21 protein-coding genes and 2 pseudogenes are annotated in these 23,336 nt (G+C 70.6%); 11 read left to right on the top strand and 12 right to left on the bottom strand.

What is annotated here, in order from left to right:
- The 4 genes and pseudogenes from O3Q52_RS22035 to rsmI form a co-directional block, all read right to left on the bottom strand.
- Positions 1–259, bottom strand: a pseudogene (locus O3Q52_RS22035) (hypothetical protein); the annotation flags it as partial.
- Positions 260–400: 141 nt separating this feature from the next.
- Positions 401–1,300: a TatD family hydrolase gene (locus O3Q52_RS22030; RefSeq protein ID WP_269650494.1), complete on the bottom strand. Its 900-nt coding sequence runs from the start codon at positions 1,298–1,300 to the stop codon at positions 401–403.
- 157 nt (positions 1,301–1,457) lie between these two features.
- Entirely contained in the window at positions 1,458–1,904 is a 447-nt protein-coding gene (locus O3Q52_RS22025; RefSeq protein ID WP_269650493.1) for a hypothetical protein, read from the bottom strand.
- A 336-nt stretch (positions 1,905–2,240) separates the two neighbouring features.
- On the bottom strand, positions 2,241–3,095 hold the full coding sequence (gene rsmI, locus O3Q52_RS22020) for a 16S rRNA (cytidine(1402)-2'-O)-methyltransferase (protein ID WP_269650492.1): 855 nt from the start codon (positions 3,093–3,095) through the stop codon (positions 2,241–2,243).
- A 62-nt stretch (positions 3,096–3,157) separates the two neighbouring features.
- Here rsmI and O3Q52_RS22015 point away from each other — a divergent pair, with 62 nt between their 5' ends.
- Entirely contained in the window at positions 3,158–4,900 is a 1,743-nt protein-coding gene (locus tag O3Q52_RS22015; RefSeq protein WP_269650491.1) for a dolichyl-phosphate-mannose--protein mannosyltransferase, read from the top strand.
- 88 nt (positions 4,901–4,988) lie between these two features.
- Here O3Q52_RS22015 and O3Q52_RS22010 read toward each other — a convergent pair whose 3' ends face one another.
- Positions 4,989–5,303, bottom strand: a complete 315-nt coding sequence (locus tag O3Q52_RS22010; RefSeq protein ID WP_269650490.1) for a hypothetical protein — start codon at positions 5,301–5,303, stop codon at positions 4,989–4,991.
- A complete protein-coding gene (locus O3Q52_RS22005; RefSeq protein WP_269650489.1) occupies positions 5,300–5,773 on the bottom strand; it encodes a DUF6232 family protein in 474 nt (157 codons plus the stop codon). The genes O3Q52_RS22010 and O3Q52_RS22005 overlap by 4 nt, the downstream gene beginning before the upstream one ends.
- Positions 5,774–6,155: 382 nt before the next feature.
- Between O3Q52_RS22005 and O3Q52_RS22000 the strand changes: the two genes are divergently transcribed.
- Positions 6,156–7,793 (top strand): penicillin-binding transpeptidase domain-containing protein, encoded by a 1,638-nt coding sequence (locus tag O3Q52_RS22000; RefSeq protein WP_269650488.1) that lies wholly within the window; start codon positions 6,156–6,158, stop codon positions 7,791–7,793.
- A gap of 125 nt (positions 7,794–7,918) precedes the next feature.
- Positions 7,919–9,613: a penicillin-binding transpeptidase domain-containing protein gene (locus O3Q52_RS21995; RefSeq protein ID WP_269650487.1), complete on the top strand. Its 1,695-nt coding sequence runs from the start codon at positions 7,919–7,921 to the stop codon at positions 9,611–9,613.
- 102 nt (positions 9,614–9,715) lie between these two features.
- Here O3Q52_RS21995 and O3Q52_RS21990 read toward each other — a convergent pair whose 3' ends face one another.
- Positions 9,716–10,057: an SsgA family sporulation/cell division regulator gene (locus O3Q52_RS21990; protein WP_055616939.1), complete on the bottom strand. Its 342-nt coding sequence runs from the start codon at positions 10,055–10,057 to the stop codon at positions 9,716–9,718.
- A gap of 178 nt (positions 10,058–10,235) precedes the next feature.
- On the opposite strand from O3Q52_RS21990, the gene O3Q52_RS21985 reads away from it, so the two are divergent.
- From O3Q52_RS21985 to O3Q52_RS21960, 6 genes are all read left to right on the top strand, one after another.
- Positions 10,236–11,285 (top strand): energy-coupling factor ABC transporter permease, encoded by a 1,050-nt coding sequence (locus O3Q52_RS21985; RefSeq protein ID WP_269650486.1) that lies wholly within the window; start codon positions 10,236–10,238, stop codon positions 11,283–11,285.
- 1 nt (position 11,286) lies between these two features.
- A complete protein-coding gene (gene cbiQ, locus O3Q52_RS21980; protein WP_269650485.1) occupies positions 11,287–12,048 on the top strand; it encodes a cobalt ECF transporter T component CbiQ in 762 nt (253 codons plus the stop codon).
- Complete coding sequence (locus O3Q52_RS21975) at positions 12,036–12,821, top strand: energy-coupling factor ABC transporter ATP-binding protein (RefSeq protein ID WP_269650484.1); 786 nt, start codon at positions 12,036–12,038, stop codon at positions 12,819–12,821. Before cbiQ ends, O3Q52_RS21975 begins: the two co-directional genes overlap by 13 nt.
- Positions 12,822–12,921: 100 nt before the next feature.
- The gene (locus tag O3Q52_RS21970) at positions 12,922–13,353 is read left to right on the top strand and encodes a MarR family winged helix-turn-helix transcriptional regulator (RefSeq protein ID WP_269650496.1); all 432 of its coding nucleotides are present in this window, start codon (positions 12,922–12,924) and stop codon (positions 13,351–13,353) included.
- A 102-nt stretch (positions 13,354–13,455) separates the two neighbouring features.
- Positions 13,456–13,905 carry an organic hydroperoxide resistance protein gene (locus tag O3Q52_RS21965; RefSeq protein WP_269650483.1) on the top strand — a complete coding sequence of 150 codons (450 nt, stop codon included), beginning with the start codon at positions 13,456–13,458 and terminating at the stop codon, positions 13,903–13,905.
- A gap of 107 nt (positions 13,906–14,012) precedes the next feature.
- Positions 14,013–15,179 carry a serine hydrolase domain-containing protein gene (locus tag O3Q52_RS21960; RefSeq protein ID WP_269650495.1) on the top strand — a complete coding sequence of 389 codons (1,167 nt, stop codon included), beginning with the start codon at positions 14,013–14,015 and terminating at the stop codon, positions 15,177–15,179.
- Between the two features lie 413 nt (positions 15,180–15,592).
- Here O3Q52_RS21960 and O3Q52_RS21955 read toward each other — a convergent pair whose 3' ends face one another.
- Together O3Q52_RS21955 and O3Q52_RS21950 are read right to left on the bottom strand one after the other, a co-directional pair.
- A complete protein-coding gene (locus O3Q52_RS21955) occupies positions 15,593–16,438 on the bottom strand; it encodes a DMT family transporter (RefSeq protein WP_269650482.1) in 846 nt (281 codons plus the stop codon).
- Entirely contained in the window at positions 16,435–16,941 is a 507-nt protein-coding gene (locus O3Q52_RS21950) for a YbaK/EbsC family protein (RefSeq protein ID WP_269650481.1), read from the bottom strand. Before O3Q52_RS21950 ends, O3Q52_RS21955 begins: the two co-directional genes overlap by 4 nt.
- A 176-nt stretch (positions 16,942–17,117) precedes the next feature.
- Between O3Q52_RS21950 and O3Q52_RS21945 the strand changes: the two genes are divergently transcribed.
- Complete coding sequence (locus O3Q52_RS21945) at positions 17,118–17,930, top strand: trans-aconitate 2-methyltransferase (protein ID WP_269650480.1); 813 nt, start codon at positions 17,118–17,120, stop codon at positions 17,928–17,930.
- A gap of 29 nt (positions 17,931–17,959) precedes the next feature.
- Here O3Q52_RS21945 and O3Q52_RS21940 read toward each other — a convergent pair whose 3' ends face one another.
- From O3Q52_RS21940 to O3Q52_RS21930, 3 genes are all read right to left on the bottom strand, one after another.
- Positions 17,960–18,514 carry a cysteine hydrolase family protein gene (locus O3Q52_RS21940; protein ID WP_269650479.1) on the bottom strand — a complete coding sequence of 185 codons (555 nt, stop codon included), beginning with the start codon at positions 18,512–18,514 and terminating at the stop codon, positions 17,960–17,962.
- A 197-nt stretch (positions 18,515–18,711) separates the two neighbouring features.
- On the bottom strand, positions 18,712–20,940 hold the full coding sequence (locus O3Q52_RS21935) for an MMPL family transporter (protein ID WP_269650478.1): 2,229 nt from the start codon (positions 20,938–20,940) through the stop codon (positions 18,712–18,714).
- 168 nt (positions 20,941–21,108) lie between these two features.
- On the bottom strand, positions 21,109–21,699 hold the full coding sequence (locus O3Q52_RS21930) for a TetR/AcrR family transcriptional regulator (protein WP_266759835.1): 591 nt from the start codon (positions 21,697–21,699) through the stop codon (positions 21,109–21,111).
- Between the two features lie 412 nt (positions 21,700–22,111).
- Here O3Q52_RS21930 and O3Q52_RS21925 point away from each other — a divergent pair.
- Positions 22,112–23,336 (top strand): annotated as a pseudogene (locus O3Q52_RS21925) (peptidase S41); the annotation flags it as partial.

Below are 23,336 nucleotides of genomic sequence, written 5' to 3'. Positions count from 1 at the left end.
GCCCGCCGGGCCTCGGCACGGCCACCGGGCAGCGGCATCTCCAGCGTGGCGGAATCTGCCGGGGAAGCGTCGGAGCCTCCGGCCCGCGCCGGCCCTCGGGGGCGTACTGGCCGCCGCCCCCGCTCGCTCCCCCGCCCCCGCCCACGTCCCCGTAGTCCTCGTATGCGGGCCGGTACGTGTCCGGCTGACCGTTGCCGTGACCGTACGGCTCAGGGATCTCGTACGCCGGGCCATACGTCTCGTACTGCGAATTGCTCACTACGACACGCTCCAGGGATCCGATCCGGATCGGGCCAGAGGAACCTAGCGGAGCGTTCGTCACTCTCCAAAGCAGCGCGACTACGCTGTGTCGCGAGGTGTCCCCCGGCCGGACCCCCTGAGCGGGCCCTGTCGTTACGGCTCAGAAATCGAACGCACGGGCCGTGTTCGCCGAGATCGCCGTCGCCAGCGCGTCCTCGTCCAGACCCCGCACGGCGGCCATGGCGCGGACCGTGACCGGAATGAGATACGGGGCGTTGGGCCGTCCGCGGTACGGCGCGGGGGTCAGGAAGGGCGCGTCGGTCTCGACGAGGACCAGTTCGAGCGGGGCCACGGCGAGGGCGTCGCGCAGCGGCTGGGCGTTCTTGAAGGTCATGTTCCCGGCGAACGACATGTAGTAGCCGGCGCGGGCGCAGATCTCCGCCATGGCGGCGTCGCCGGAGTAGCAGTGGAAGACGGTCCGCTCGGGGGCGCCCTCCTCCTTCAGGACCCGCAGTACGTCGGCGTGGGCGTCGCGGTCGTGGATGACCAGCGCCTTGCCGTGCCGCTTGGCGATCTCGATGTGGGCGCGGAAGGACCGCTCCTGGGCGGCCTTGCCCTCGGGGCCGGTGCGGAAGTAGTCGAGGCCGGTCTCGCCGACGCCCTTGACCTGTGGAAGGGCCGCGAGCCGGTCGATCTCGGCGAGCGCCTCGTCCAGCGCGCCGTCGCCACCGGGCTGCCGCGCGCCCTGCCGGGACCAGCCTCCCCCAGCCCCAGGGGGCTGGGAGGTGCCCCCAGGGTCGCCGTGCACGATCCGGGGGGCCTCGTTCGGGTGCAGCGCGACGGTCGCGTGGACGGCCTCGTGGTCGAGGGCGGTCTGGGCGGCCCAGCGCGAGCCCTTCACGTCGCAGCCCACCTGGACGACCGTGGTCACACCGGCCGACGCGGCCTTGGCGAGGCCCTCCTCGACCGTGCCTGACTGCATGTCGAGGTGGGTGTGCGAGTCGGCGACCGGCACCCGGAGCGGGGTCGGCGGGGGCGGGGCTTCGGCGTTGGAAGGCATGCCCCGATCCTACGAAGCCCGATCCGGCGAAGGGGGCCCCGGGAGGTCTCGGGAGGTCCCCGGAGGTCTCGGGAAGGGCGATGCCGGGCCCCACGGTCCGGGAGGCGGGGGGAGGCCGCTGGACGTGGGGCCCGGCATCGGGCGGCAATCCGGAGGATCAGCTCGCCTTGCGGTGGTGGAACGGGTGCAGCAGATCGGAGAGGTGCCAGTGGTGGCGCTCCTCGCCCGCTGACGGCTCCGCGTTCTCCGCCGTCTCCGGGTTCTCGGCGTCCGGGGCCTTCCGCGGCCGTACGGGCGTCGGGTGGCGCAGCGAGTTCTGCGCCGAGGAGACCTGTCCCGCGCGCATGATGCGGACGACATGGCCGTCGCAGTTCAGACAGCTGGGCCGGCTCAGCGGCGACGGCACGACCCGGCCGTCGGCCACGTACATGACGAATTCGGTGCCCTCGGCGTCGAGGTGGTGCTCGATCTCGTACGACTGCTCCCAGCCGTGCCCGCAGCGCATGCAGGCGAAGGAGTACGACTCGTGGACTATGTCGGTCGCCGTGGTGCGGTGGCCAGGATCTCCAGTGATCTGCCCGGTCTGACCTGCGATCTCACTCATGCCAGCTCCTCTTGTCCGCTGGACGAGGACGGGTGCGTCCTGTAACCAGTGGACGCTTCCGCAGGCCGAAGCGCACCAGACCTGTCGAGTGTTGGAGCCGTCTTGGCCTTTCCTTGTCGGAGCACCCTCAGAACACGGTCTGAGCTTTGCTTTTCGCGATCGTCCTTTGCCCGCTCATGGGGTCGGGAACGGGGTCCCGCTCGGGAATTCGGACGCGGCTGTCCACTCCCGGGCTCAGGGATTCGGACGCGGCTGTCCACTCCCGGGCTCAGGGATTCGGACGCGGCTGCCCGCTCCCGGGCTCAGGGATTCGGACGCGGCTGCCCGCTCCCGGGCTCAGGGATTCGGGCGTGTCGCGTTCTTCGCCGCGACGACCGCGTCGAAGACCTCGCGCTTGGGCAGCCCCGCGTCGGCGGCGACGGCGGCGATGGCCTCCTTGCGCCGCTCCCCCGCCTCCTCGCGCACCCGCACCCTGCGCACCAGTTCCTCGGCGTCGAGCGACTCGACGGTCTCCGAGGCACCCTCCACGACGACGGTGATCTCGCCGCGCACCCCTTCGGCGGCCCAGACGGCGAGTTCGCCCAGCGGCCCGCGCTTGACCTCCTCGTACGTCTTGGTCAGTTCGCGGCAGACGGCCGCCCGCCGTTCGCTCCCGAACACCTCGGCCATCGCGGCGAGGGTGTCGTCGAGCCGGTGCGGTGCCTCGAAGTAGACGAGCGTGCGCCGCTCGTGCTCGTTCTCCCGCAGCCGCGACAGCCGCTCGCCGGCCTTCCGCGGCAGGAATCCCTCGAAGCAGAACCGGTCGACGGGCAGCCCGGACAGTGCGAGCGCGGTGAGCACCGCGGAGGGCCCCGGGACGGCCGTGACCTTGATGTCCTTCTCCACGGCGGCGGCGACCAGCCGGTACCCGGGGTCGGACACCGACGGCATCCCGGCGTCCGTCACGAGCAGCACGCGCGCCCCGCCCACCAGCGCCTCGACCAGCTCGGGCGTACGCGCGGTCTCGTTCCCCTCGAAGTACGAGACGACCCGCCCGGACGGCTGTACGTCCAGCGCCTGCGTGAGCCGCCGCAGCCGCCGCGTGTCCTCGGCGGCGATGACGTCGGCCCCCGCCAACTCGGCCGTCAGCCGGGGCGGTGCGTCCGCGATATCCCCGATGGGCGTGCCTGCGAGTACAAGGGTTCCTGTCACGGTTCCATCCTCGCAGGGGCGGCCCACGCGACTCGCACAGACCTGTTCCCTACGATGGCGCGGTGACCAGTACCGCGTCCTCCACGGACACCCGGCAGGGACAGGGCGTCGAAGACCAGCGGCCGTCGTGGCAACAACGGCTGCGCCGGTTCGGCTACACGGCCCCGCCAAGAAGCGATGTCCGCGAACGCCTGGTGCCCGCGTACACCGAGCCCGGCCCCCGGCTGTGGGCGGCGATCGGGCTCCGCCAGGAGGCCGCCGAACGCCTCGTCCGCTGGTCGGCGTGGGGCGGCCCGCTGGTCGTCACGCTGATCGCGGGCGTGATGCGGTTCTGGAACCTCGGCAGCCCGAAGGCGGTGATATTCGACGAGACGTACTACGCCAAGGACGCCTGGGCGCTCATCCACCGCGGGTACGAGGTCAACTGGGCGAAGAACGCCAACGAGCTGATCCTGCAGAACGGCGGCGACGTCAAGATCCCGACGGACGCCGCCTACGTCGTACATCCGCCCGTCGGCAAGTACGTCATCGGGCTCGGCGAGTGGATGTTCGGGTTCACCCCGTTCGGCTGGCGGTTCATGACGGCGCTGCTCGGCACGCTGTCGGTGCTGATGCTGTGCCGGATCGGCCGCAGGATCTTCCGCTCGACGTTCCTGGGCTGCCTGGCGGGCGCGCTGATGGCCGTCGACGGCCTGCACTTCGTGATGAGCCGCACCGCGCTGCTCGACCAGGTGCTGATGTTCTTCGTCCTGGCGGCCTTCGGCGCTCTGCTCATCGACCGCGACAAGGTCCGAGAACGCCTCGCCGCCGCGCTCCCACCGGACGCCGACGGTCTCGTGCGCCCGGACGCGCGCATCGCGGAGGAAACGCTCCTGGGCCGCCGCCCCTGGCGCCTGGCGGCGGGTCTGCTGATCGGCCTCGCCATCGGCACGAAGTGGAACGGCCTGTACTTCCTGGTCGCGTTCGGCCTGCTGACGGTCCTGTGGGACGTCGGCTCCCGCCGGGTCGCGGGCGCCCGCCGCCCCCACCTGGCGGTCCTCAAGCACGACGTGGGCTGGGCGTTCCTCTCCACGGTCCCGGTGGCGATCGCCACGTACATCGTGTCGTGGACGGGTTGGTTCCTCTCCGCCACCAACGGCAAGGGCGGCTACTACCGGGACTGGGCCACGGCCGACGGCCGCACCAGCGACTGGTCCTGGCTGTTCCCCGACTGGTGGCGCAGCCTGTGGCACTACGAGACCCAGGTGTACGACTTCCACGTCGGCCTGCACTCCCCGCACACGTACCAGTCGAACCCGTGGAGCTGGATCGTCAACGGCCGCCCGGTCTCGTACTTCTACGAGTCGCCGCTGCCCGGCAAGGACGGCTGCCCGACGGACGCGGGCGAGAAGTGCGCCCGCGAGGTCCTCGCCCTCGGCACGCCCATGCTCTGGTGGGCGGCGGCCTTCGCGGTCCTCTACGTCCTGTGGCGCTGGCTCTTCCGCCGCGACTGGCGCGCGGGCGCGATCGCCTGCGGCGTCGTGGCCGGCTACCTCCCCTGGTTCCTCTACCAGGAACGCACGATCTTCTTCTTCTACGCCGTCGTCTTCCTCCCCTTCCTCTGCCTGGCCGTCGCCATGATGATCGGCGCCGTCCTCGGCCCCCCCGGCTCCACAGAACGCCGCCGCGTCATCGGCGCGGCCACGGCGGGAGTCCTGGTCCTGCTGATCGCCTGGAACTTCATCTATTTCTGGCCGATCTACACCGGAGAGGCCATCCCGATCGACAGCTGGCGGTCACGGATGTGGCTGGATACGTGGGTCTGACGCCATAGGTGGAGACGGCACGGCAGTGCTCCTGGCCCGTTTGTGATGGGGCAGGAGCACTGTGTACGTCTGAGGCCGGGGCCTGTGACTAGCTCAGGCCGAACGCCTCCATCACCTTGCCGATCGACTCGATCACCGGCGCCCCCGTAGCCCCCAGCAACGCCGCGATCCCGCCAATCGCGCCGAGGGCCTGGCGGAAGCGTTGGCGGTCCACCGGGCCGTCGGTGTCGATGATGCCCAGGGAGTCGTCGATCGCTGTGCGGTCCGGCTCGGAGACGTGCGAGCGGATGGCCAGTACCGCGTTGATCATCTGCTCGTGGGCCGCTCGCTGGTCCACCGGGCCCTGGCTCTTGACCATTCCGATGTTGAAGTTGCCGAACTGCATGACGCTGTCGCCGGTCATGCGATCACCTGCCCCGTGTTGTGGTCGCCGAACTGGTAGATGCTGTCGCCGTTGATGTTGTAGGTCGGCATTTCGTAGCGGAACTGGATTTCCGGGTTATCCATCGCCTCCATGAGCTGGTGGAAAATCTTGTCCATCAGTCCCTTGTCGTCACTTGTCAGTGCGGTCTGCGGGGACCCCGACGTCGTGATCTGCAGTACGTACAGCGTCGGAGCCTTCAGGACCTTCTGGAGCCGCTGATAGTCGCGGGCGATCAGCCCGGCACCTACGATCAGCAGCAGGAACCCGAAGAAGACCGACGCCGACATCAGCCCCAGCCCCGCGAACACCAGGATCAGCTGGAGCACCAGCTTCTTCACGAACTCGGCCTTGGCCTTGCCGTAGTCGGGCACGATTTCCCGCATCGACGTCCTGGCGATGTTGCGCAACGGATAGGTGTCCGAAGCCACCCACAGGGCGCCCTTGCTCACTTGGACTTCTGTAATCCCGCGCGAATACCCCACTCGTCCCCCTCATTTTCGGTGCGAAGCGACGACACTCAAACACACCGAAGGAATCAGCGAACAGCAAAAAGAATGCTGATCCGATATTGAGAACGCGGTGACGAACTCCGTCTTTTTGTGATTGGTTTTCCGTCGGCGTCGACCGTTCCCGAGGGGCGCGCGGACAGGCGCAGACAGTCACAGACGGTCGCATATGTGAACCGCACTGGAGCCGTCGTCTCTGTTCGGTCAACTTCTGGGCACTGCCGCCCCAGCCGTCACTCCTCCCGCATACAGTGCCAGCATGGACACCTTTCTGAACGCGTTCAGAAAGGTTCACGGGGAACGGGGACGGGGAGGGGAACGCGCGATGCGCAACGGGGCCAAGGCCGCCATTGTGGGCGGGGTGTTCGCTGTGATGGTGGGGGGCGCCGGGTACGGCGCGTACAACATAGTCAGCGCGGTCAGCGGCGACAGCGGCTCGGCCGGGACCACGGCGGAGAAGAAGACCGGGCCGCCGTCGGGGGACGAGGTCGAGGAGACCAGCAAGAAGTTCTTCGCGGCCTGGAAGAAGGGCGACGCGGCCACGGCCGCGGCGGAGACGAACAACGCGCAGGCCGCCAGGCCCCTGCTGGTCGCCTACGGCGGCCAGGCACACATCACCAAGGTGAAGATCACGCCCGGTACGCCGGCGGGCACGACCGTGCCCTTCTCGGTGTCGGCGACGGTGTCGTACGAGGGGAAGAGCAAGCCCCTCGCGTATGAGAGCGAACTGACCGTCGTGCGCGGGAAGACCACGGGCAAGGCGCTGGTCGACTGGCAGCCGTCCGTCGTGCACCCGGAGCTGAAGACCGGCGACACCCTGGTCACGGGCGAGGCCGCGAGCCCGCCCATCGAGGCCGTGGACCGGAACGGCGTCGTCCTGACCAAGGAGAAGTACCCGTCCCTGGGCCCCGTCCTGGACACGCTGCGCGAGAGGTACGGCGACAAGGCCGGCGGCACGCCCGGTGTCGAACTCGCGATCCGGCACGAGAGCGAGAGCGCGGGAGACACCTCGCTGGTGACCCTCGCCAAGGGCGAGGCGGGCAAGCTGCGCACGACGCTCAGCGCGAACGTGCAGGCGGCGGCGGAGAAGGCGGTCAAGCGGTTCGCGGAGTCGTCGGTGGTCGCCGTGCAGCCGAGCACCGGGCAGGTGCTGGCGGTCGCGAACCACCGCGGGGACGCGTTCAACGCGGCGTTCCAGGGCGAGGTCGCGCCCGGCTCCACGATGAAGATCATCACCGCGGCGACGCTCATCGACAACGGCGTGGCCTCGATGAACGGCCCGGCGCCCTGCCCGCCGACCGCGACCTGGCAGAGCCAGACGTTCAAGAACCTCACGGGCATGGAGCCCAACGAGGGCGCCACGCTCGCCAACAGCTTCATGCGCTCGTGCAACACGGCCTTCGTGAAGCTCATCGACGGCACCGAGGGGAACCCGCTCACGGACGAGTCGCTGACGACCGAGGCCCAGGAGCGGTTCGGCCTGGGCAAGGACTGGAAGACGGGCATCGTCTCCTTCGACGGCAGCGTCCCCGCGTCCGGCGGCCCGAACCGCGCGGCCAACGCGATCGGCCAGGGAGAGGTCCAGATGAACCCGCTGAACATGGCGTCGGTCACGTCGACCGCGATCACGGGCACGTTCCGGCAGCCCTACCTCGTGTCGCCGAAGCTCGACAACCGCCAACTGGCCACCGCACGCGGCCTGTCGAGCGGCACCGCCGCCCAGCTGAAGCAGATGATGCGGCTCACCGCGACCGGCGGCACCGCGCAGGAGGCCATGCGCGGGCTCGGCGGAGACATCGGCGCCAAGACCGGCTCCTCCGAGGTCGACGGCCAGAAGACCTCCGACAGCTGGTTCACCGGCTTCCGCAACGACGTCGCGGCCGCGGCCATGACGGAGGAAGGCGGCCACGGCGGCGACGCGGCAGGCCCGATCGTGGCCCAGGTCCTGCGGGCGGGGGGCTGAACCCGAGAGGACGCCGGTTCACAGGTGTCCGAACTCACCCTCACAGGGCGGGACTCTAAGGTGGTGACTCTCGTTCTTGTAGGGGACCGTGAGGTATCCGGGGAAGCAGCGAAGGAACGGAAGCCGTGGGGAACAGAAGGCGCGCGCCTGAGCGCAACAGGACGAAACCCGCCGTCATCGGCGGGATGATCGCCGTTGTCGTGGGCGGCGCGGGGTTCGGTGTGTACGCCCTGTACGGGGGCGGGGCGGCGGCCGACGATTCGAGCTCGGCCTCCGACGCGAAGCCCGTGAAGAAGGGCCCGCTGTCGGCGACGGAGGTGAAGTCGACGGCCACGGCGTTCCTCACGGCCTGGCAGAGCGGCGACGTCACGACCGCCGCGGCCGCCACGAACGACACGGCGGCGGCCCGCACCCTCCTCACCGGCTACGGCAAGGAGGCGTACATCAAGGATGTGACGCTCACCGCCAAGAAGCGCTCCGGTGACGCCGTCCCGTTCGCCGTCAAGGGCACGGTCGCGTACAAGGGCGGCCTGACCAAGCCCCTCGCGTACGAGTCCGAGCTCACCGTCGTCCGTCGCGCCAAGGACGGCAAGCCGCTGGTCGACTGGCACTCGGCGGTCGTGCACCCGGATCTGAAGGACGGCGACAAGCTGGTCACCGGGGAGGCCGGGACGCCGCCGGTGAAGGCGCTCGACCGGGACGGCGGCGAGCTGACCACCGCCAAGTACCCCTCCCTGGGCACGGTCCTCGACGGCCTGCGGGAGAAGTTCGGCAAGACGGCGGGCGGCAAGGCCGGCATCGAGCTGCGGGTGATCCGCGCCAAGGCCGAGGCCGAGTCGAAGGACGCCAAGGGGTCCGGTTCCGACGAGACCCCCGACAAGACGCTGGTAGAGCTGAGCAAGGGCACCCCGGGCACGGTCCGTACGACGCTCAGCCCGGGCCTCCAGGCGACCGCCGAGCAGCAGGTGGCCAAGAAGGCCAAGTCCTCGGCCGTCGTCATCCGGCCGTCCACCGGCGAGATCCTGGCCGTCGCGAACGCCGGCCACGGTTTCAACACCGCCTTCCAGGGCTCCCTGGCCCCCGGCTCGACGATGAAGATCATCACGGCGTCGCTGCTCATCGACAAGGGGCTCGCGTCGACGAACAAGGAACACCCCTGCCCCAAGTACTCGACGTACGGCGGCTGGAAGTTCCAGAACAACGACAAGTTCGAGATCAAGGGCGGCACGTTCAAGGCGAGCTTCGCGCGCTCCTGCAACACGGCCTTCATCAGCCAGGCCAAGAAGCTGAGCGACGACGACCTGACCAAGCAGGCCCAGCAGGTGTTCGGGCTCGGCATGGACAACTGGGCCACCGGGGTGCCGACCTTCGACGGCTCGGTGCCGGTCCAGTCGCAGGCCCAGATGGCGGCCTCCCTGATCGGCCAGGGCGGGGTCCGGATGAACCCGCTGAACATGGCCTCGGTCGTCGCCACCGCCAAGACGGGCACCTTCCGCCAGCCCTACCTGGTGTCCCCGACGGTCGACAAGCGCACCCTCGCGAAGGCGTCCCGCTCGCTGTCCGCCGACACGACGGCCCAGCTCAAGGAGCTCCTCCAGTACACGGCGGCGGCCGGCACGGCGGCGGACGCCATGGCCGGTCTCGGCCCGGACTTCGGCGCCAAGACCGGCTCAGCGGAGGTCGACGGCCAGAAGAAGCCCAACGGCTGGTTCACCGCCTGGAAGGGCGACCTCGCGGCCGCGGGCATGGTCCAGCAGGGCGGCCACGGCGGCGAAACGGCCGGCCCGATCGTGGCAGCACTGCTGAAGGCAGGCAGCTGAGAACCTGCGACCAGGGCCGCGCCCCAAAGGGGCGCGGGGAACTGCGCGCCCAGCCACAACGGACCCGCAGACGAGAAGCCGCACCCCAGCGGAGCGTTCCCGTCAGCTGCTGACCGGCGTAGCCGTGTACGTACGCCGCAGGAAGCGGATCAGCGTCTTCGATTCGAACTGCACGACGTCCACTCCCTTCGGCGAGTGGAACTCCATGACGGCCTGCACCCGCCCGCACGGCCAGATGCGTACGTCACCGGCGGCGGCCGGAGCCCGTAGCCCCTGTTCGAGCAGGTCGCGGGCGAACACCCACTCGTGATGGCCGGGCAGCATGATGTGCACCCGTCGGGGGTCGGCCTCTGGGTCGTATCGAAGGGCCACCGGGACGGCGGGCGGATCCTGCGCCGCGTCCGTCACGATGTGGGCGCGCGCGTACTGCTCGACGGCGGACATCGATCGCTCCCTCTGTGAGCTGCTCCGTGTTTGAGCTGCTTCCTCTCCAATGTCGCATATTTTCCGAAATGCGCTTCTGGATTATTCGAGGTCACCTCGCTCTTGCAAGCTGTTCGCATTAAGCCACTATCATCGAACGGTTATAGACAGCTGGCCTGCCCCCGGAAGCGGAGCCCTCATGCACGTCCCCGACGGTTTCATCAACGCCCCCGTCTCGGTGGCCACCGGAGTGGTCGCCGCGGCGGCAGTCGCCGTGAGCCTGCGCGGCGCCCGGCGCGAACTGGACGAGCGCACCGCCCCGCTCGCGGGTCTCGTCGCCGCCTTCATCTTCGCCGTGCAGATGCTCAACTTCCCGGTCGCGGCCGGGACCAGCGGACATCTGCTCGGAGGCGCGCTGGCCGCGATACTCGTGGGCCCCTTCACCGGGGTCCTCTGTGTCTCGGTCGTGCTCCTCATGCAGGGCATCCTCTTCGCGGACGGCGGGCTCACCGCGCTCGGCGTGAACATCACCGTCATGGCGGTGGTCACGACGGTGGTGGCGTACACCGTCTTCCGCGGTCTTGTAAAACTTCTGCCCAAGAAGCGTCGGTCCATTACCGTCTCTGCGTTCGTGGCCGCCATGCTCTCCGTGCCGGCCGCCGCCGCGGCCTTCACTCTCGTCTACGCGATCGGCGGCACCACGGACGTCCCGATCGGGCAGGTCCTCACCGCCATGGTCGGCGTCCATACCCTGATCGGCATCGGTGAGGCCGCGATCACCGCGCTCACGGTCGGCGCCGTCATCGCCGTACGACCGGACCTCGTGTACGGGGCCCGCGGTCTGACCGCGCCGCTGAAGCTGCGGGTCGGCGGGAAGCTGGTGGACACGCCCGCCGCGGAGCCCGTCCCGGTCGCCGCCCGGTCCCAGCGCCCGGTGTGGCTTGCGGGCCTCGCCGCCTCCCTCGTCCTCGCGGGCTTCGTCAGCTTCTACGCCTCCGCGAACCCCGACGGCCTGGAGAGGGTCGCCGCCGACAAGGGCATCGACGCCAAGGTCGAGGACCACGCCGCCGCCGACTCCCCGCTCGCCGACTACGGCGTCGAGGGCCTCACGAACTCCCGGATCTCCGGCGGCCTCGCGGGCATGATCGGCGTGGGCGTCACCGTCGTCGCGGGCACCGGCGTCTTCTGGGCCGTACGCAAGCGTCGTACGTCCGAGACCTCGCCCTCGCAGGTAGGGGAATCCGTCTGACATGGGCGCAGGACACGCGCACCGGCTCTACCGGCACGGGCACTCGCCCGTGCACGCCCTGCCGCCGCACACCAAACTGGCCGCCGTCTTCGCCTTCGTGCTGGTCGTCGTGTCGACCCCGCGCGAGGCGATGTGGGCCTTCGGGCTGTACGCGCTACTGCTGGCGACCGTCGCGTACGCGGCCCGCGTCCCGGCCGGCTTCCTGCTGAAGCGGCTGCTGATCGAGGTGCCGTTCGTGGCCTTCGCGGTGCTGATGCCGTTCGTGGCGCAGGGCGAGCGGGTGGACGTACTCGGCCTGTCGTTGAGCGTGAACGGGCTGTGGGGCGCCTGGAACGTGCTGGCCAAGGGCACGCTCGGCGTCGCCGCGTCCGTGCTGCTCGCCTCGACGACCGAACTGCGTGAACTGCTGCTGGGGCTCCAGCGGTTGAAGCTGCCGCCGCTCCTCGTACAGATCGCGTCCTTCATGATCCGTTACGGGGACGTCATCGCGGACGAGATGCGGCGGATGAGGATCGCACGGGAGTCGCGCGGCTTCGAGGCCCGCGGTGTCCGCTCCTGGGGCGTCCTCGCCAAGTCCGCGGGCGCGCTCTTCATCCGCTCGTACGAACGCGGGGAGCGGGTGCATCTCGCCATGGTCAGCCGGGGGTACGCCGGTTCGATGCCGGTCATCGACGAGGTGACCGCGTCCCGGACGCAGTGGTCGTACGCGCTCGCCCTGCCGTCCGCCGCCCTCGTCGTGTGTCTGTTGGGATGGACTCTGTGACCACCTCCTCCGTGACCCCTGTGACCGCACCTTCGCTCGAAGTCTCCGGACTCGCCTTCGCGTACCCCGACGGCCATCAGGCCCTGTTCGGCGTCGGCTTCACCGTCGGCCGCGGCGAGCGCGTGGCGCTGCTCGGCCCGAACGGCGCCGGCAAGACGACCCTCGTACTGCATCTCAACGGCATCCTGACCGGCGGCGCCGGGACCGTGACGGTGGCCGGGCTGCCCGTCGGGCGGAAGCACATGGCGGAGATCCGGCGGAAGGTCGGCATCGTCTTCCAGGACCCGGACGACCAGCTGTTCATGCCGAGCGTGCGCGAGGACGTGGCCTTCGGGCCCGCGGCCGCCGGGCTCAAGGGGCCCGAGCTGGAGGCGCGGGTGCGCACCGCGCTGGAGCGGGTCGGGATGGATGCCTTCGCCGACCGCCCGCCGCACCACCTCTCCTTCGGGCAGCGGCGCCGGGTGGCGGTCGCGACCGTCCTCGCGATGGAGCCGGAGATCCTGGTCCTCGACGAGCCGTCGTCCAACCTCGACCCCGCCTCGCGGCGCGAACTCGCCGACATCCTGCGGTCGTTGGACGTGACCGTGCTCATGGTCACGCACGATCTGCCGTACGCCCTCGAACTGTGCCCGCGGGCCCTGATCCTCAGCGACGGCGTGATCGCGGCGGACGGCAGGACCGGCGAGCTTTTGTCGGACGACGAACTGATGCGGGAGCACCGTCTGGAGTTGCCGTTCGGCTTCGACCCGCGCTCGGTGACCATGGGCGCGTGACAATGGGCGCGTGACGAACGAAGAGGGTTCGCCCGAAGAAGGTTCGCCCGAAGAGGTTGCGACGGCGGGTTCACCCGGCGAGAGCGCGCCGGGCGGTTCACTGCTGCTCGACGACCAGTTGTGCTTCGCGCTGTACGCGGCCCAGCGTGCCGTGACCGGCGCGTACCGTCCGCTGCTCGAAGCGCTCGGGCTCACCTATCCGCAGTACCTGGTCATGCTCGTCCTGTGGGAGCGCGGCGAACTCACCGTCAAGGAGCTGGCCGGGACCCTGCGGCTCGACTACGGGACCATGTCGCCGCTGCTCAAACGCCTGGAGTCGGCCGGTCTTGTCCGCCGGGAGCGCTCCGCGCTGGACGAGCGGTCGGTGCTGGTCGCGGTCACCGGGCGGGGCGAGGAGCTGCGGGAGCGCGCGGAGTGCGTGCCGTCGGCGCTGCTGGCCGGGACGCGGCTGACGGCGGCCGAGGTGGAGCGGCTGCGCGCGGACCTCCGGCGGCTGACCTCGATGTTACCGGCGGTTTCTACCCCCAAGTAATAAGTGGCCGGAATCGGTGGATACATTGTGTGCGATGTGTTTGTGCACTCTGTTTCTGGACTCTGATTCCGCGTTCTCGCGTGCCTGGGGGTGAGGCGATCCATGACCGACGCCGCTGTTGACCTCGACAGCCGTCCCACGAAGATCATGTACGTGGCCGAGGCCACCGCACACGGGGGCCGCGAAGGGTATGTGACCAGCCAGGACGGCCAGCTGGAGCTGAAGGTCGCGATGCCTCCGGCCCTTGGCGGCGACGGTGACGGCACCAATCCGGAGCAGCTCTTCGCGGCCGGCTTCAGCTCCTGCTTCCACAACGCGCTGGTCCTGGTCGGCCGCCGCGAGGGCTTCGACCTGTCCGGTTCGACGGTCGCGGCGAAGGTCGGAATCGGCCCCAACAAGCAGCGCGGGTACGGCCTCGCGGTCGCCCTGAGCGTCTCGCTGCCCGTCCTCGACCAGGACGTCGCGTCCAAGCTCGTGGACGCCGCCCACCAGGTCTGCCCGTACTCGAACGCGACACGCGGCAACATCGAGGTCACGATTCTGTTGGGCTAGGCCTGTCCGACGATTCTCAGGAATCGCGGGCAGTGGGTGGGTGTTGCACCGACTGTTTGCGGGGCGGGACAGGACACGACAGGACTGGACGGAGCACGGGCGTGGACGTGGACGTGAACGGCACTGTGGCCAAGGGCTTCGAGCCGGTCAGGGAAGCGTTCGTACGGAACTTCGAGGTGCTCGGGGACCGGGGTGCGGCCGTCACCGTGTACCGGGACGGGCACCGGGTCGTGGACCTGTGGGCCGGCACGAAGGACGTCGACGGTACGGCGGACTCGGCGTCCTGGGAGCGCGGCACCGCCCAGATCGTGCGCTCGGCGACCAAGGGCGTCGCCGCGGCCGCGCTCCTTCTGCTGCACCAGCGCGGGCTGCTGGACCTGGACGCTCCGGTGGGTGATTACTGGCCCGAGTTCAAGGCGGTGGGCAAGGAGCGGGTGCTCGTACGGCACGTGCTGTCGCACCGGGCCGGACTGCCCGTCCTGGACCGGCCGTTGACCCCCGAGGAGGCGCTGGACCCCCTCCGCGGAGCCGAGGCGGTCGCGCGCCAGGCCCTCGTGTGGGAGCCGGGCACCGATCACGGCTACCACGCGCTGACGTACGGCTGGCTGCTCGGCGAACTGGTGCGGCGCGTCACCGGGCGTGGCGTCGGGGACTGGATCGCCGAGGAGATCGCCGGGCCGGTGGGCGCGGATCTGTGGGTCGGGCTGCCCGCCGCGGAGGCGGGGCGGGTGGGTCGGGCCGGCCGGGTCGAGGCGCCGGGGAACGCCGGGGGGCTGCGGTCGCGTCCGAAGCGGTCGGTCGCCGAGGCGTACGACGATCCGGCCTCCCTGACCCGTCGGGCCTTCGCCGCGATCACTCCGTTTCCCGACCAGAACGATCCGGCGTACCGGGCGGCCGCGCTTCCCGCGACGAACGGGATCGCCACGGCGGAGGGGCTGGCCCGCTTCTATGCGTCCCTGGTGGGCGAGGTGGACGGCGGGGTGCGGCTGTTCACTCCCCGAACGCTGGCGGCGGCCCGGGCCGAGGAGTCCGCGGGCCTGGACCGGGTCCTCGTGATCAACACCCGCTTCGGCCTCGGCTACATGCTCCATGGCTCGGCCTCGCCCTTCCTGGACGCCGGTTCCTTCGGCCACCCGGGCCGCGGCGGGTCCCTCGGCTTCGCCGACCCCGAGTCGGGCATCGCCTTCGGCTACGTCACGAACGGCTTCAGCAAGACGGTGACGGCGGATGCGCGGGCGCAGGCGCTGGTTCGAGGCCTCAGGGCCTCGTTGTAGTTGTAGGGGGTGCCACTGGCGGTCCGGTGTTGTCTGCGGGCCGCATTGGGCTGATCGCGCAGTTCCCCGCGCCCCTAGGTGGGTGGGGCTCGTGTTGTGGGTTGGCTGCGGGCCGATGGGGGCTTGGCGCGCAGTTCCTCGCGCCCCTGGGTGAGAGGGGGCTCGTGTCGTGGAATTGCTGCGGGTCGGTGGGTGCCGAGCGCGCAGTTGCTCGCGGCCCTGGAGGTCTGGAGGCGGGGTTGGGCCCCGGGTCTTTTGGGGGCGCGGGGAACTGCGCGCTCAGCCCAGTCCGGCCCGCGGCCAACTCGGAACGCCGGACACCCACCCCCTCAGGGGCGCGGGGAACTGCGCGACCAGCCCCCGCCGGGCCGCAGGTTCACGCCAAGCCCGGCCCGCCCCACGGCACCGCAGGCTCACGCGGCGTGGAGCATCAAGCCGATGCCCACGACCAACAGCCCCGCGGCAGCGATGCGTGGTGCGCCGAACCGCTCCTTGAAGAACACCGCTCCTATCGCCGCGCCGACGATGATCGACGACTCCCGCAGCGCCGCGATCGGGGCCAGTTCCGCCTTCGTCTGGGCCCAGAGGACCAGGCCGTACGCCGCGACGGAGAGGGCCGCGCCCAGGAGGCCGACGGCGGCGAAGGGGCGTAGGACGGTGAGCAGGTCTCCGCGCCAGCGGTACAGGGCGTATGCCGGGACCGCCACGCCCTCCACGGCCATCAGCCAGGCGATGTAGGAGAGGGAGGAGCCGGAGGCGCGTACGCCGAGGCCGTCGACGACCGTGTACGCGGCGATGGACAGGCCCGTCGCCAGCGCGGCGCCGATCGCGGCCCAGTTGGGCCGGCGTCCGCGCAGGCCCCACAGCGCGACGCCGGTCAGCCCGGCGCAGGAGACCGCGATGCCCGCCGACGCCCACCCGTCAGGGACCTCGTGGGCGAAGACGGCGGCCAAGGCGGTCACGACCAGCGGGGCGGTCCCGCGCGCGATCGGGTACGCCTGGCCGAAGTCGCCGAGCCGGAAGGACTTCATCAGCAGCACGTAGTAGACGACGTGGATGACCGCCGAGGCGATCAGATACGGCCACGCCCCCGCCGCCGGGAACGGCACGAACGGCACCATCGCGAGCCCGATCAGCATCCCGCCGCCCGCGATCAGCGTGAAGCCGACCAGCTTGTCGGTGATCTGGTGGGCGATGGCGTTCCAGCTCGCGTGCGTGACCGCGGCGAGCAGGACGGCGGCGGTGACCAGCGGGGTCACGCGGACTGCTCGCGGACGTCCACCAGGGTGCCGCCCGCGTGGGCGATCAGGGTCTTCGGGTCCATGGGGAACACGGTGTGCGGGGTGCCCGCGGCGGCCCACACCGTCTCGTGGTCCAGCAGCGAGCGGTCCGCCAGGACACGGGTCCTGGTCCGGTGTCCGAAGGGCGGTACGCCACCGATCGCGTACCCCGTGGTCTCCCTGACCAGCTCCGCCCTGGCCCGGGTGACCTTCTCGGCGCCCAGCTCCCGGCGGACGAGCTCGACGTCGACCCGGGACGCGCCGTCCATCAGCACCAGGACCGGCACGCCGTCCGCCGCGAAGATCAGCGACTTGCAGATCTGGCTCAGCTCGCACCCGATCGCCTCGGCGGCCTCGACGGCGGTACGGGCGCCGTCCGGGAAGCGGCGGATCCTCGGGTGCAGATCGTCGAGACCCAGCTCGCTCAGGGCTTCGGCGAAACGGGGGTGTGCTCCGGACTCTTCAGCTGCGCTCGTCGTCATGCACGGCACGCTAGCGGTGGGTGTACGGGACACGCGAACGAGTTCCACGGCGGCGCACTCCCCCGCCTCGGCGCGCCCCCGCAAGCCCCCGCGCGAACGTCACCCGTCCCTCCCTGCCGCCGTGCCGTCGGGCGCCGCGACGGTGACGATGGAACCGCCGTGTGCGAGGAAGCGCCGTGCGTGAAGAAGAGGCCTCCCCCATGTCCCGCTGTGTGTTCGACAACAGCGCCGACCAGGCCCAGGGCCGCTTCTTCGCGCTGGAGTCCTGCTACGACCCCTTCTCCCGTCGCCAGGTGGAGCTGACCGGGATCGCCCGGGGCCGGCGGTGCCTGGAGGCCGGCGGAGGGGGCGGCTCGCTGGGCGACTGGCTCGGCGAACAGGTCGGCCCGGACGGCGAGGTCACCATCACGGACCTCGACCTCCGCCGGGCCGAGTCCCGCCCCCGGCCGTCGCACGTGCGCCTCCTGCGGCACGACATCGTCCAGGACCCGCTGCCCGCCGACGGGTACGACCTGGTGCACGCCCGGCTGGTGCTGCAGCACCTGCCGGAGCGGCTGGACGTCCTGGCGCGGCTCGCGGGGGCGCTGCGGCCGGGCGGCCGGCTGGTGCTGGAGGAGTTCGACACCCAGTGGATGCCGGTGCCGGCCGCCCCCGACGAGGAGGCGGCCGCCCTCTTCGAACGCGTCCACACCGCCCTGCGGATCCAGCTGGAGAAGGCGGGCCTGGCCCCGGCGTGGGGCAGCCGGGTGCCCGGCGCGATGCTGGGTGCCGGTCTCGCGGACGTCACGGCGACGACGTACGCGGAGTCGTGGGCGGGTGGCGGTACGGGCATCGGCCTGCACCGGGTCAACGCGCAGCAGATGGCCGGCCGGCTGCGGGCGGAGGGACTCACGGACGCCGAACTGGACACCTTCCAGGCCCTGTTGGCGGACCCGGCGTTCGTGGTCAACTCCCTGCCGGTCGTCAGCACGCGGGGCCGCCGCCCCTAGGGATCAGGGATTGTCGGGCAGGCCCTGGCTCAGCCGCCGAACGTCACGTCCTTCGTCTCCACCACCCCGGCCTTGCGCTCCGGGGCCGACTGCTCCTGCCAGTACAGGTTCGTGTGCGCGATGACCTGCTCGGGCGGCGGGGCACCCCACTGGCTCAGGTCCTCCGTCGTGTGGGCGTCGCCGACGAGCGTCACGTCGTAGCCCCGTACGAACGCGCCGTGGATCGTGGACCGGATGCAGGCGTCCGTCTGGGCGCCGGTGACCACCACGTGTCCGACGCCGGCTGAGGCCAGTACCTCCTCCAGGTCGGTGCCCTCGAAGGAGTCGCCGTACGTCTTGTGCACCAGCGGTTCGGATTCCCGGCGGGGCAGCTCGGCGACGTACTCCCAGGCCTCGCTGCCCTTCTCCAGGCCCTCGTCGGAGTGCTGGACCCAGACGACCGGGGCGCCCTGGGCGCGTGCCGTGTCGACGAGGGCGGCGATGTTCGCGACCACCGTCTCGCGCTGGTGGGCGTCGGCCACGACGCCCTTCTGGACGTCGATCACCATCAGAGCCGTACGGGGTCGTTCGGAGAGAGTCGTCATGCCCCCAACGCTAGACCGCGCCACTGACAACGCCCCGGCCCGGCGTACCGCGCACACCCGCGGCACACATGAAGCCGGTGAGGGCCGCCCGTCCCCACGGAGCCCTCACCGGCTGGTCCTTCACGGGAGCCGGCACGTCACCTGCGCGTCAGCCGCACACGTCGGCCGCACATCGGTCCCGTACCGGATCCCGTTCCTCAGGCGCGCACCAGCTCCCGGTCCTCGTCGGAGCCGGAGCCCGAGTCCTTCGGCCGGTCGTCGAGGGCCCGCAGTCCCTCGCCCTCGACGTCGACGTTCGGCAGGGCGCGGTCCAGCCACTTCGGCAGCCACCAGGCCTTCTTGCCGAGCAGTGCGAGGACCGCCGGGACGATCGCCATACGGACGACGAAGGCGTCGAAGAAGACGGCGATCGCGAGGCCGAAGCCGATCATCTTGATCATGGACTCGCTGGAGCTGATGAAGCCTCCGAAGACGGCCATCATGATGATCGCGGCGGCGACCACGACCCGGGCGCTGTGCCGGAAGCCGGTCACCACGGCCTGGCTCGCCGACTCTCCGTGGACGAACGCCTCCCGCATGCGGGTCACGAGGAACACCTCGTAGTCCATCGCGAGACCGAAGACCACGCCCACCATGAAGATCGGCATCATCGACATGATCGGGCCGGTCTCCTCGACACCGATCAGGCCGGAGAACCAGCCCCACTGGAAGACCGCGACCACCGCGCCGAGCGCGGCGAGCACGCTGAGCAGGAAGCCGAGGGCCGCCTTCAGCGGGACCAGGATGGAGCGGAAGACCACGATCAGGAGCAGGAAGGCGAGACCGACCACCAGCGCCAGGTACGGGACCAGCGCGTCGTTGAGCTTCTGCGAGAAGTCGATGTTCATCGCGGTGGTACCGGTGACCAGTACCTCCGCGTCCGTGTCGGCCTTGAAGTCGGAACCCTTGTCACGGATGGCGTGGACCAGGTCCTCGGTCTGTGTCGAGGACGGCTTGGAGTTCGGGATCACGGTGATCGTCGCGGTGTCGCCGGCCTTGTTGGGCGCCGGCGGGGTGACCGTCACGACGTCCTTGAGTCCCTTGATCCCGTCGGCCACGTCACCGAAGGCGGCCGTCGGGTCGTCGCTGTCCTTGGCGTCGACCACGATCATCAGCGGGCCGTTGAAGCCGGGCCCGAAGCCCTCGGACAGCAGGTCGTACGCCCGGCGCTGCGTGGTGGACGTCGGCTGCGAGCCGTCGTCGGGCAGGCCCAGTTCCAGCTGGGTGGCGGGCAGGGCGATCGCGCCCAGACCGACCACGCCGAGCACCAGCACGGCGACCGGACGGCGGATGACGAAGCTCGCCCAGCGGGTGCCCATGTTGGGCTTGGCCCGCTTCTCGGACGTGTCGACGCCGGACGTCTTGCGCTTCTCACCGGCGGGCCGGATCTTCTTGCCCGCGTATCCGAGCATCGCCGGGATCATGGTCAGCGCGATGAAGACGGCGATGACGACCGTGCCCGCCGCCGCGAGGCCCATCTTGGTCAGCATCGGGACGTTGACGACGGCGAGGCCCGCGAGGGCGATCACGACCGTGAGCCCCGCGAAGACCACGGCCGAGCCGGCGGTGCCGGTGGCGCGGCCCACCGCCTCCTCCCGGTCGCGGCCCTCGGCCAGTTCGTTCCGGTAGCGGGAGACGATGAAGAGCGCGTAGTCGATGCCGACCGCGAGGCCGATCATCAGGGCGAGCGTGGAGGTGGTGTCGCCGAGGTCGAGCGCCTTGGCGAGGACGGTGATGGTGGAGACGCCGATGCCCACGCCGATGATCGCCGTCAGCAGCGGCAGCCCGGCCGCGACCAGCGAGCCCAGGGTGATGACGAGGACGACCGCGGCGATGGCGATGCCGACGATCTCGCCGACCGCTCCGGGTTCGGCGCCCGCCTCCAGCGCGTCGCCTCCGACGTCGACGGTCAGCCCGGCCGACCGGGCGTCGTCACCGGCGGCTTCCAGGGACTCCCTGGTCGAGTCCGCGAGCTCCATGCCGGGGACCTTGTACTTCACCGAGGTGTAGGCGACCGTGCCGTCCTTGCTCACGGCGTTCGTCGTGAACGGGTCGGTGACGGAGACGACCTCGGTGCCGCCGCCCAGCTCCTTGACGGTCTTCGCGACGGTCGCCTTGTTGTCGGCGTCCGTCATCTTCTGGCCGTCGGGCGCCTTGAAGACGATGCGTCCGGTGGCTCCGTCGGCGCTGGCGCCGGGGAACCGCTGTTCCAGCAGGTCGAAGGCCTTCTGCGCCTCGGTGCCGGGGATCGAGAAGGAGGTGGTTCCGGCGGCGGGTGCGCTCGCCGCTCCGACGCCCGCGAGCGTCAGCAGCGCCACCCATATCAGTGCGACGAAATGCCGTCGCCGGAAGGCGAGTCGGCCGAGGTTGTAGAGGAACGTGGCCACGAGGGCGTACTCCCGGTCAGGTCGGTGATGGCAGGGCGTGAGTCATCGGCCCGACGACGTGAGCGGTCGCGTCAGGTGCAACTGGGGTCGTGCGTAAGGGGGTTGAGCCTCGGGGCGGGAGGCACGGGGGATCCAGGGCCGTAGAACCCTAGGAACCTGGGGATCGGATCAGGCGCTGAGGGCGGGGATCACCACAGCGTTGATGTACGAGGTGATGAAGGCCTGGGTCGGTGGCTCTTCGTCGATCAGCGTCCGCGCCACGAAGGCGCCGATGATCATGTGCATCACGTAGTCGATCGCGGGGTTGTCCGCACGGACCTCACCGCGGTCGACGGCGCGCTGCACCATGCGCCGCATCTCCGCCGTCTCGGGCTCGATCAGCCATTCGCGGAGGGCGGTCAGCAGCTCGGGGTTCGTGTGCGCCGCCGTGCCCAGGACTCGCATCAGCGCGGAGTCCTGTTCCATCCGGCAGTCGTCCTGGCGGTGCGACAGCGCCTGGAAGTCGCCTCGCAGGGACCCGGTGTCGATCGCGGAGGGGTCGACCGGCTTGTGGTGCCGGATCGCCCTCGCGACCAGTTCGGCCTTGCCGCCCCACTGGCGGTAGAGCGTGGCCTTGCTGGACCGGGTGCGGGTGGCGACCGCGTCCATGGTCAGGGAGTCGTAACCGACCTCCCGGAGCAGGTCGAGCACGGCCTCGTACAGCTCGGCCTCGCGCTCGGGCGTGATCCGGCTGCGACGCGTCGTTGCTGTCTCAGCCATCCCATTCACCACTTCCGCTCGAAACGAAACTACCTCGTACGCCTATGAAGGTACCGCATCCCCAAGCGAAACGAAACCGTTTCGTACGTGTGCTGCGTCACGACTTCTCACCGGCCTCTCACCGATCTCTCACCGGCGCCCCCGCTCGCGTCCCCGTCGGCGATCCCGCTCGCGTCCCCATCGGCGTCCCGGCTCGCGTCCCCCACTCGCCTCCCGCCGGCCTCCTCCACCGGCCCCCTCACCCGGGCCGCGGCGCACCCGATCCGCCGGACCACGAGTTGCCGGGCCCCGCCCACCGGAAAAGCATGGGTGGGTGAGCGACGAGTACGAGAACGCGACCGGAGACGGGCCCCCGGCAGGAGGGGCCGCGGGCCACGGGGCGACCGGGGAGGGCCAGGGCTCCGCCGCCTACCTGCGCTTCCCGCACCTGAGCGGCGACCGCCTGTGCTTCGCGGCCGAGGACGACCTCTGGGTGGCCCCCCTCGACACCCCCGGCCGCGCCTGGCGGCTGACCGTCGACCGTACGAAGGTGAGCCATCCGCGCTTCTCGCCCGACGGCCGGCACATCGCGTACACGACCTGGCGCAACCTCGTGCCGGAAATCCATCTGGCGCCGGTGGACGGCGGTCCGGCCCGGCGGCTCACCTACTGGGGGAACGCCGACACCCAGGTCTGCGGCTGGTCCCCCGACGGCGACATCCTCGCCGTCGCCTCGCACGGCGAGCCCTTCTCGTACTTCACCTGGGCCTACAGCGTGCCGGTCGACGGCTGCCCCGGCGGCAAGCTCCCGTGGGGCCCGGTCTCCCACATCGCGGTCGAGGACTTCGCGGGCGAGCGTCTGACCCTGCTGCTCACCGGCACGCCCCCGCACGAGCCCGCCGCCTGGAAGCGCTACCGCGGCGGCGCCACCGGCCGCCTCTGGCTGCACGGGCAGCGCATCCTCGCCGGTCTCGACGGACACCTGGATTCGCCGATGTTCGTCGGCGGCCGCATCGCCTTCCTCTCCGACCACGAGGGCATCGGCAACCTCTACTCCTGTCTGCACGACGGCTCCGACCTGCGCCGCCACACCGACCACGACACCTTCTACGCCCGGCACGCGTCCAGCGACGGCACCCGGGTCGTCTACCAGTGCGCGGGCGACCTGTGGATCGTCGACGACCTGTCCCCCGAATCGCTCCCCCGCCGTCTCGACGTACGCCTCGGCGGGCCGCGCGCCGGACGCCGTACGTACCAGGTGCCGGCCGCGCAGCACGTCGACGGGATCTCCGTGGACGAGACGGGCCGGGCCAGCGCGGTCGTCGTACGCGGCAGCCTGTACTGGCTCACGCACCGCGACGGCCCGGCGCGCACGATCGCGGACACCCCGGGCGTCCGCGTCCGGCTCCCGGAGATGCTCGGCTCGGGCGGTCAGGTCGCGTACGTGACGGACGCGGAGGGCGAGGACGCCGTCGAGATCGCCTATCTGCCGCGCGCCAGCGGCGAACGCGAGCCGCGCCGGCTGGCCTCCGGCGAACTGGGCCGCGTCCTGGAACTCGTCTCGGACCCGAAGGGCGAGCGGCTGGCGATCGCGTCGAACGACGGACGGCTGCTGCTGATCGACGCGACGGAGGAGTCGGAGTCCGGGGACACCTCCC

The organism is Streptomyces sp. ActVer (genome assembly GCF_027270795.1).
In the GTDB taxonomy this organism is placed as follows: Bacteria; Actinomycetota; Actinomycetes; order Streptomycetales; family Streptomycetaceae; genus Streptomyces; species Streptomyces umbrinus_A.
This window is presented reverse-complemented; position numbering and strand designations above follow the sequence as displayed.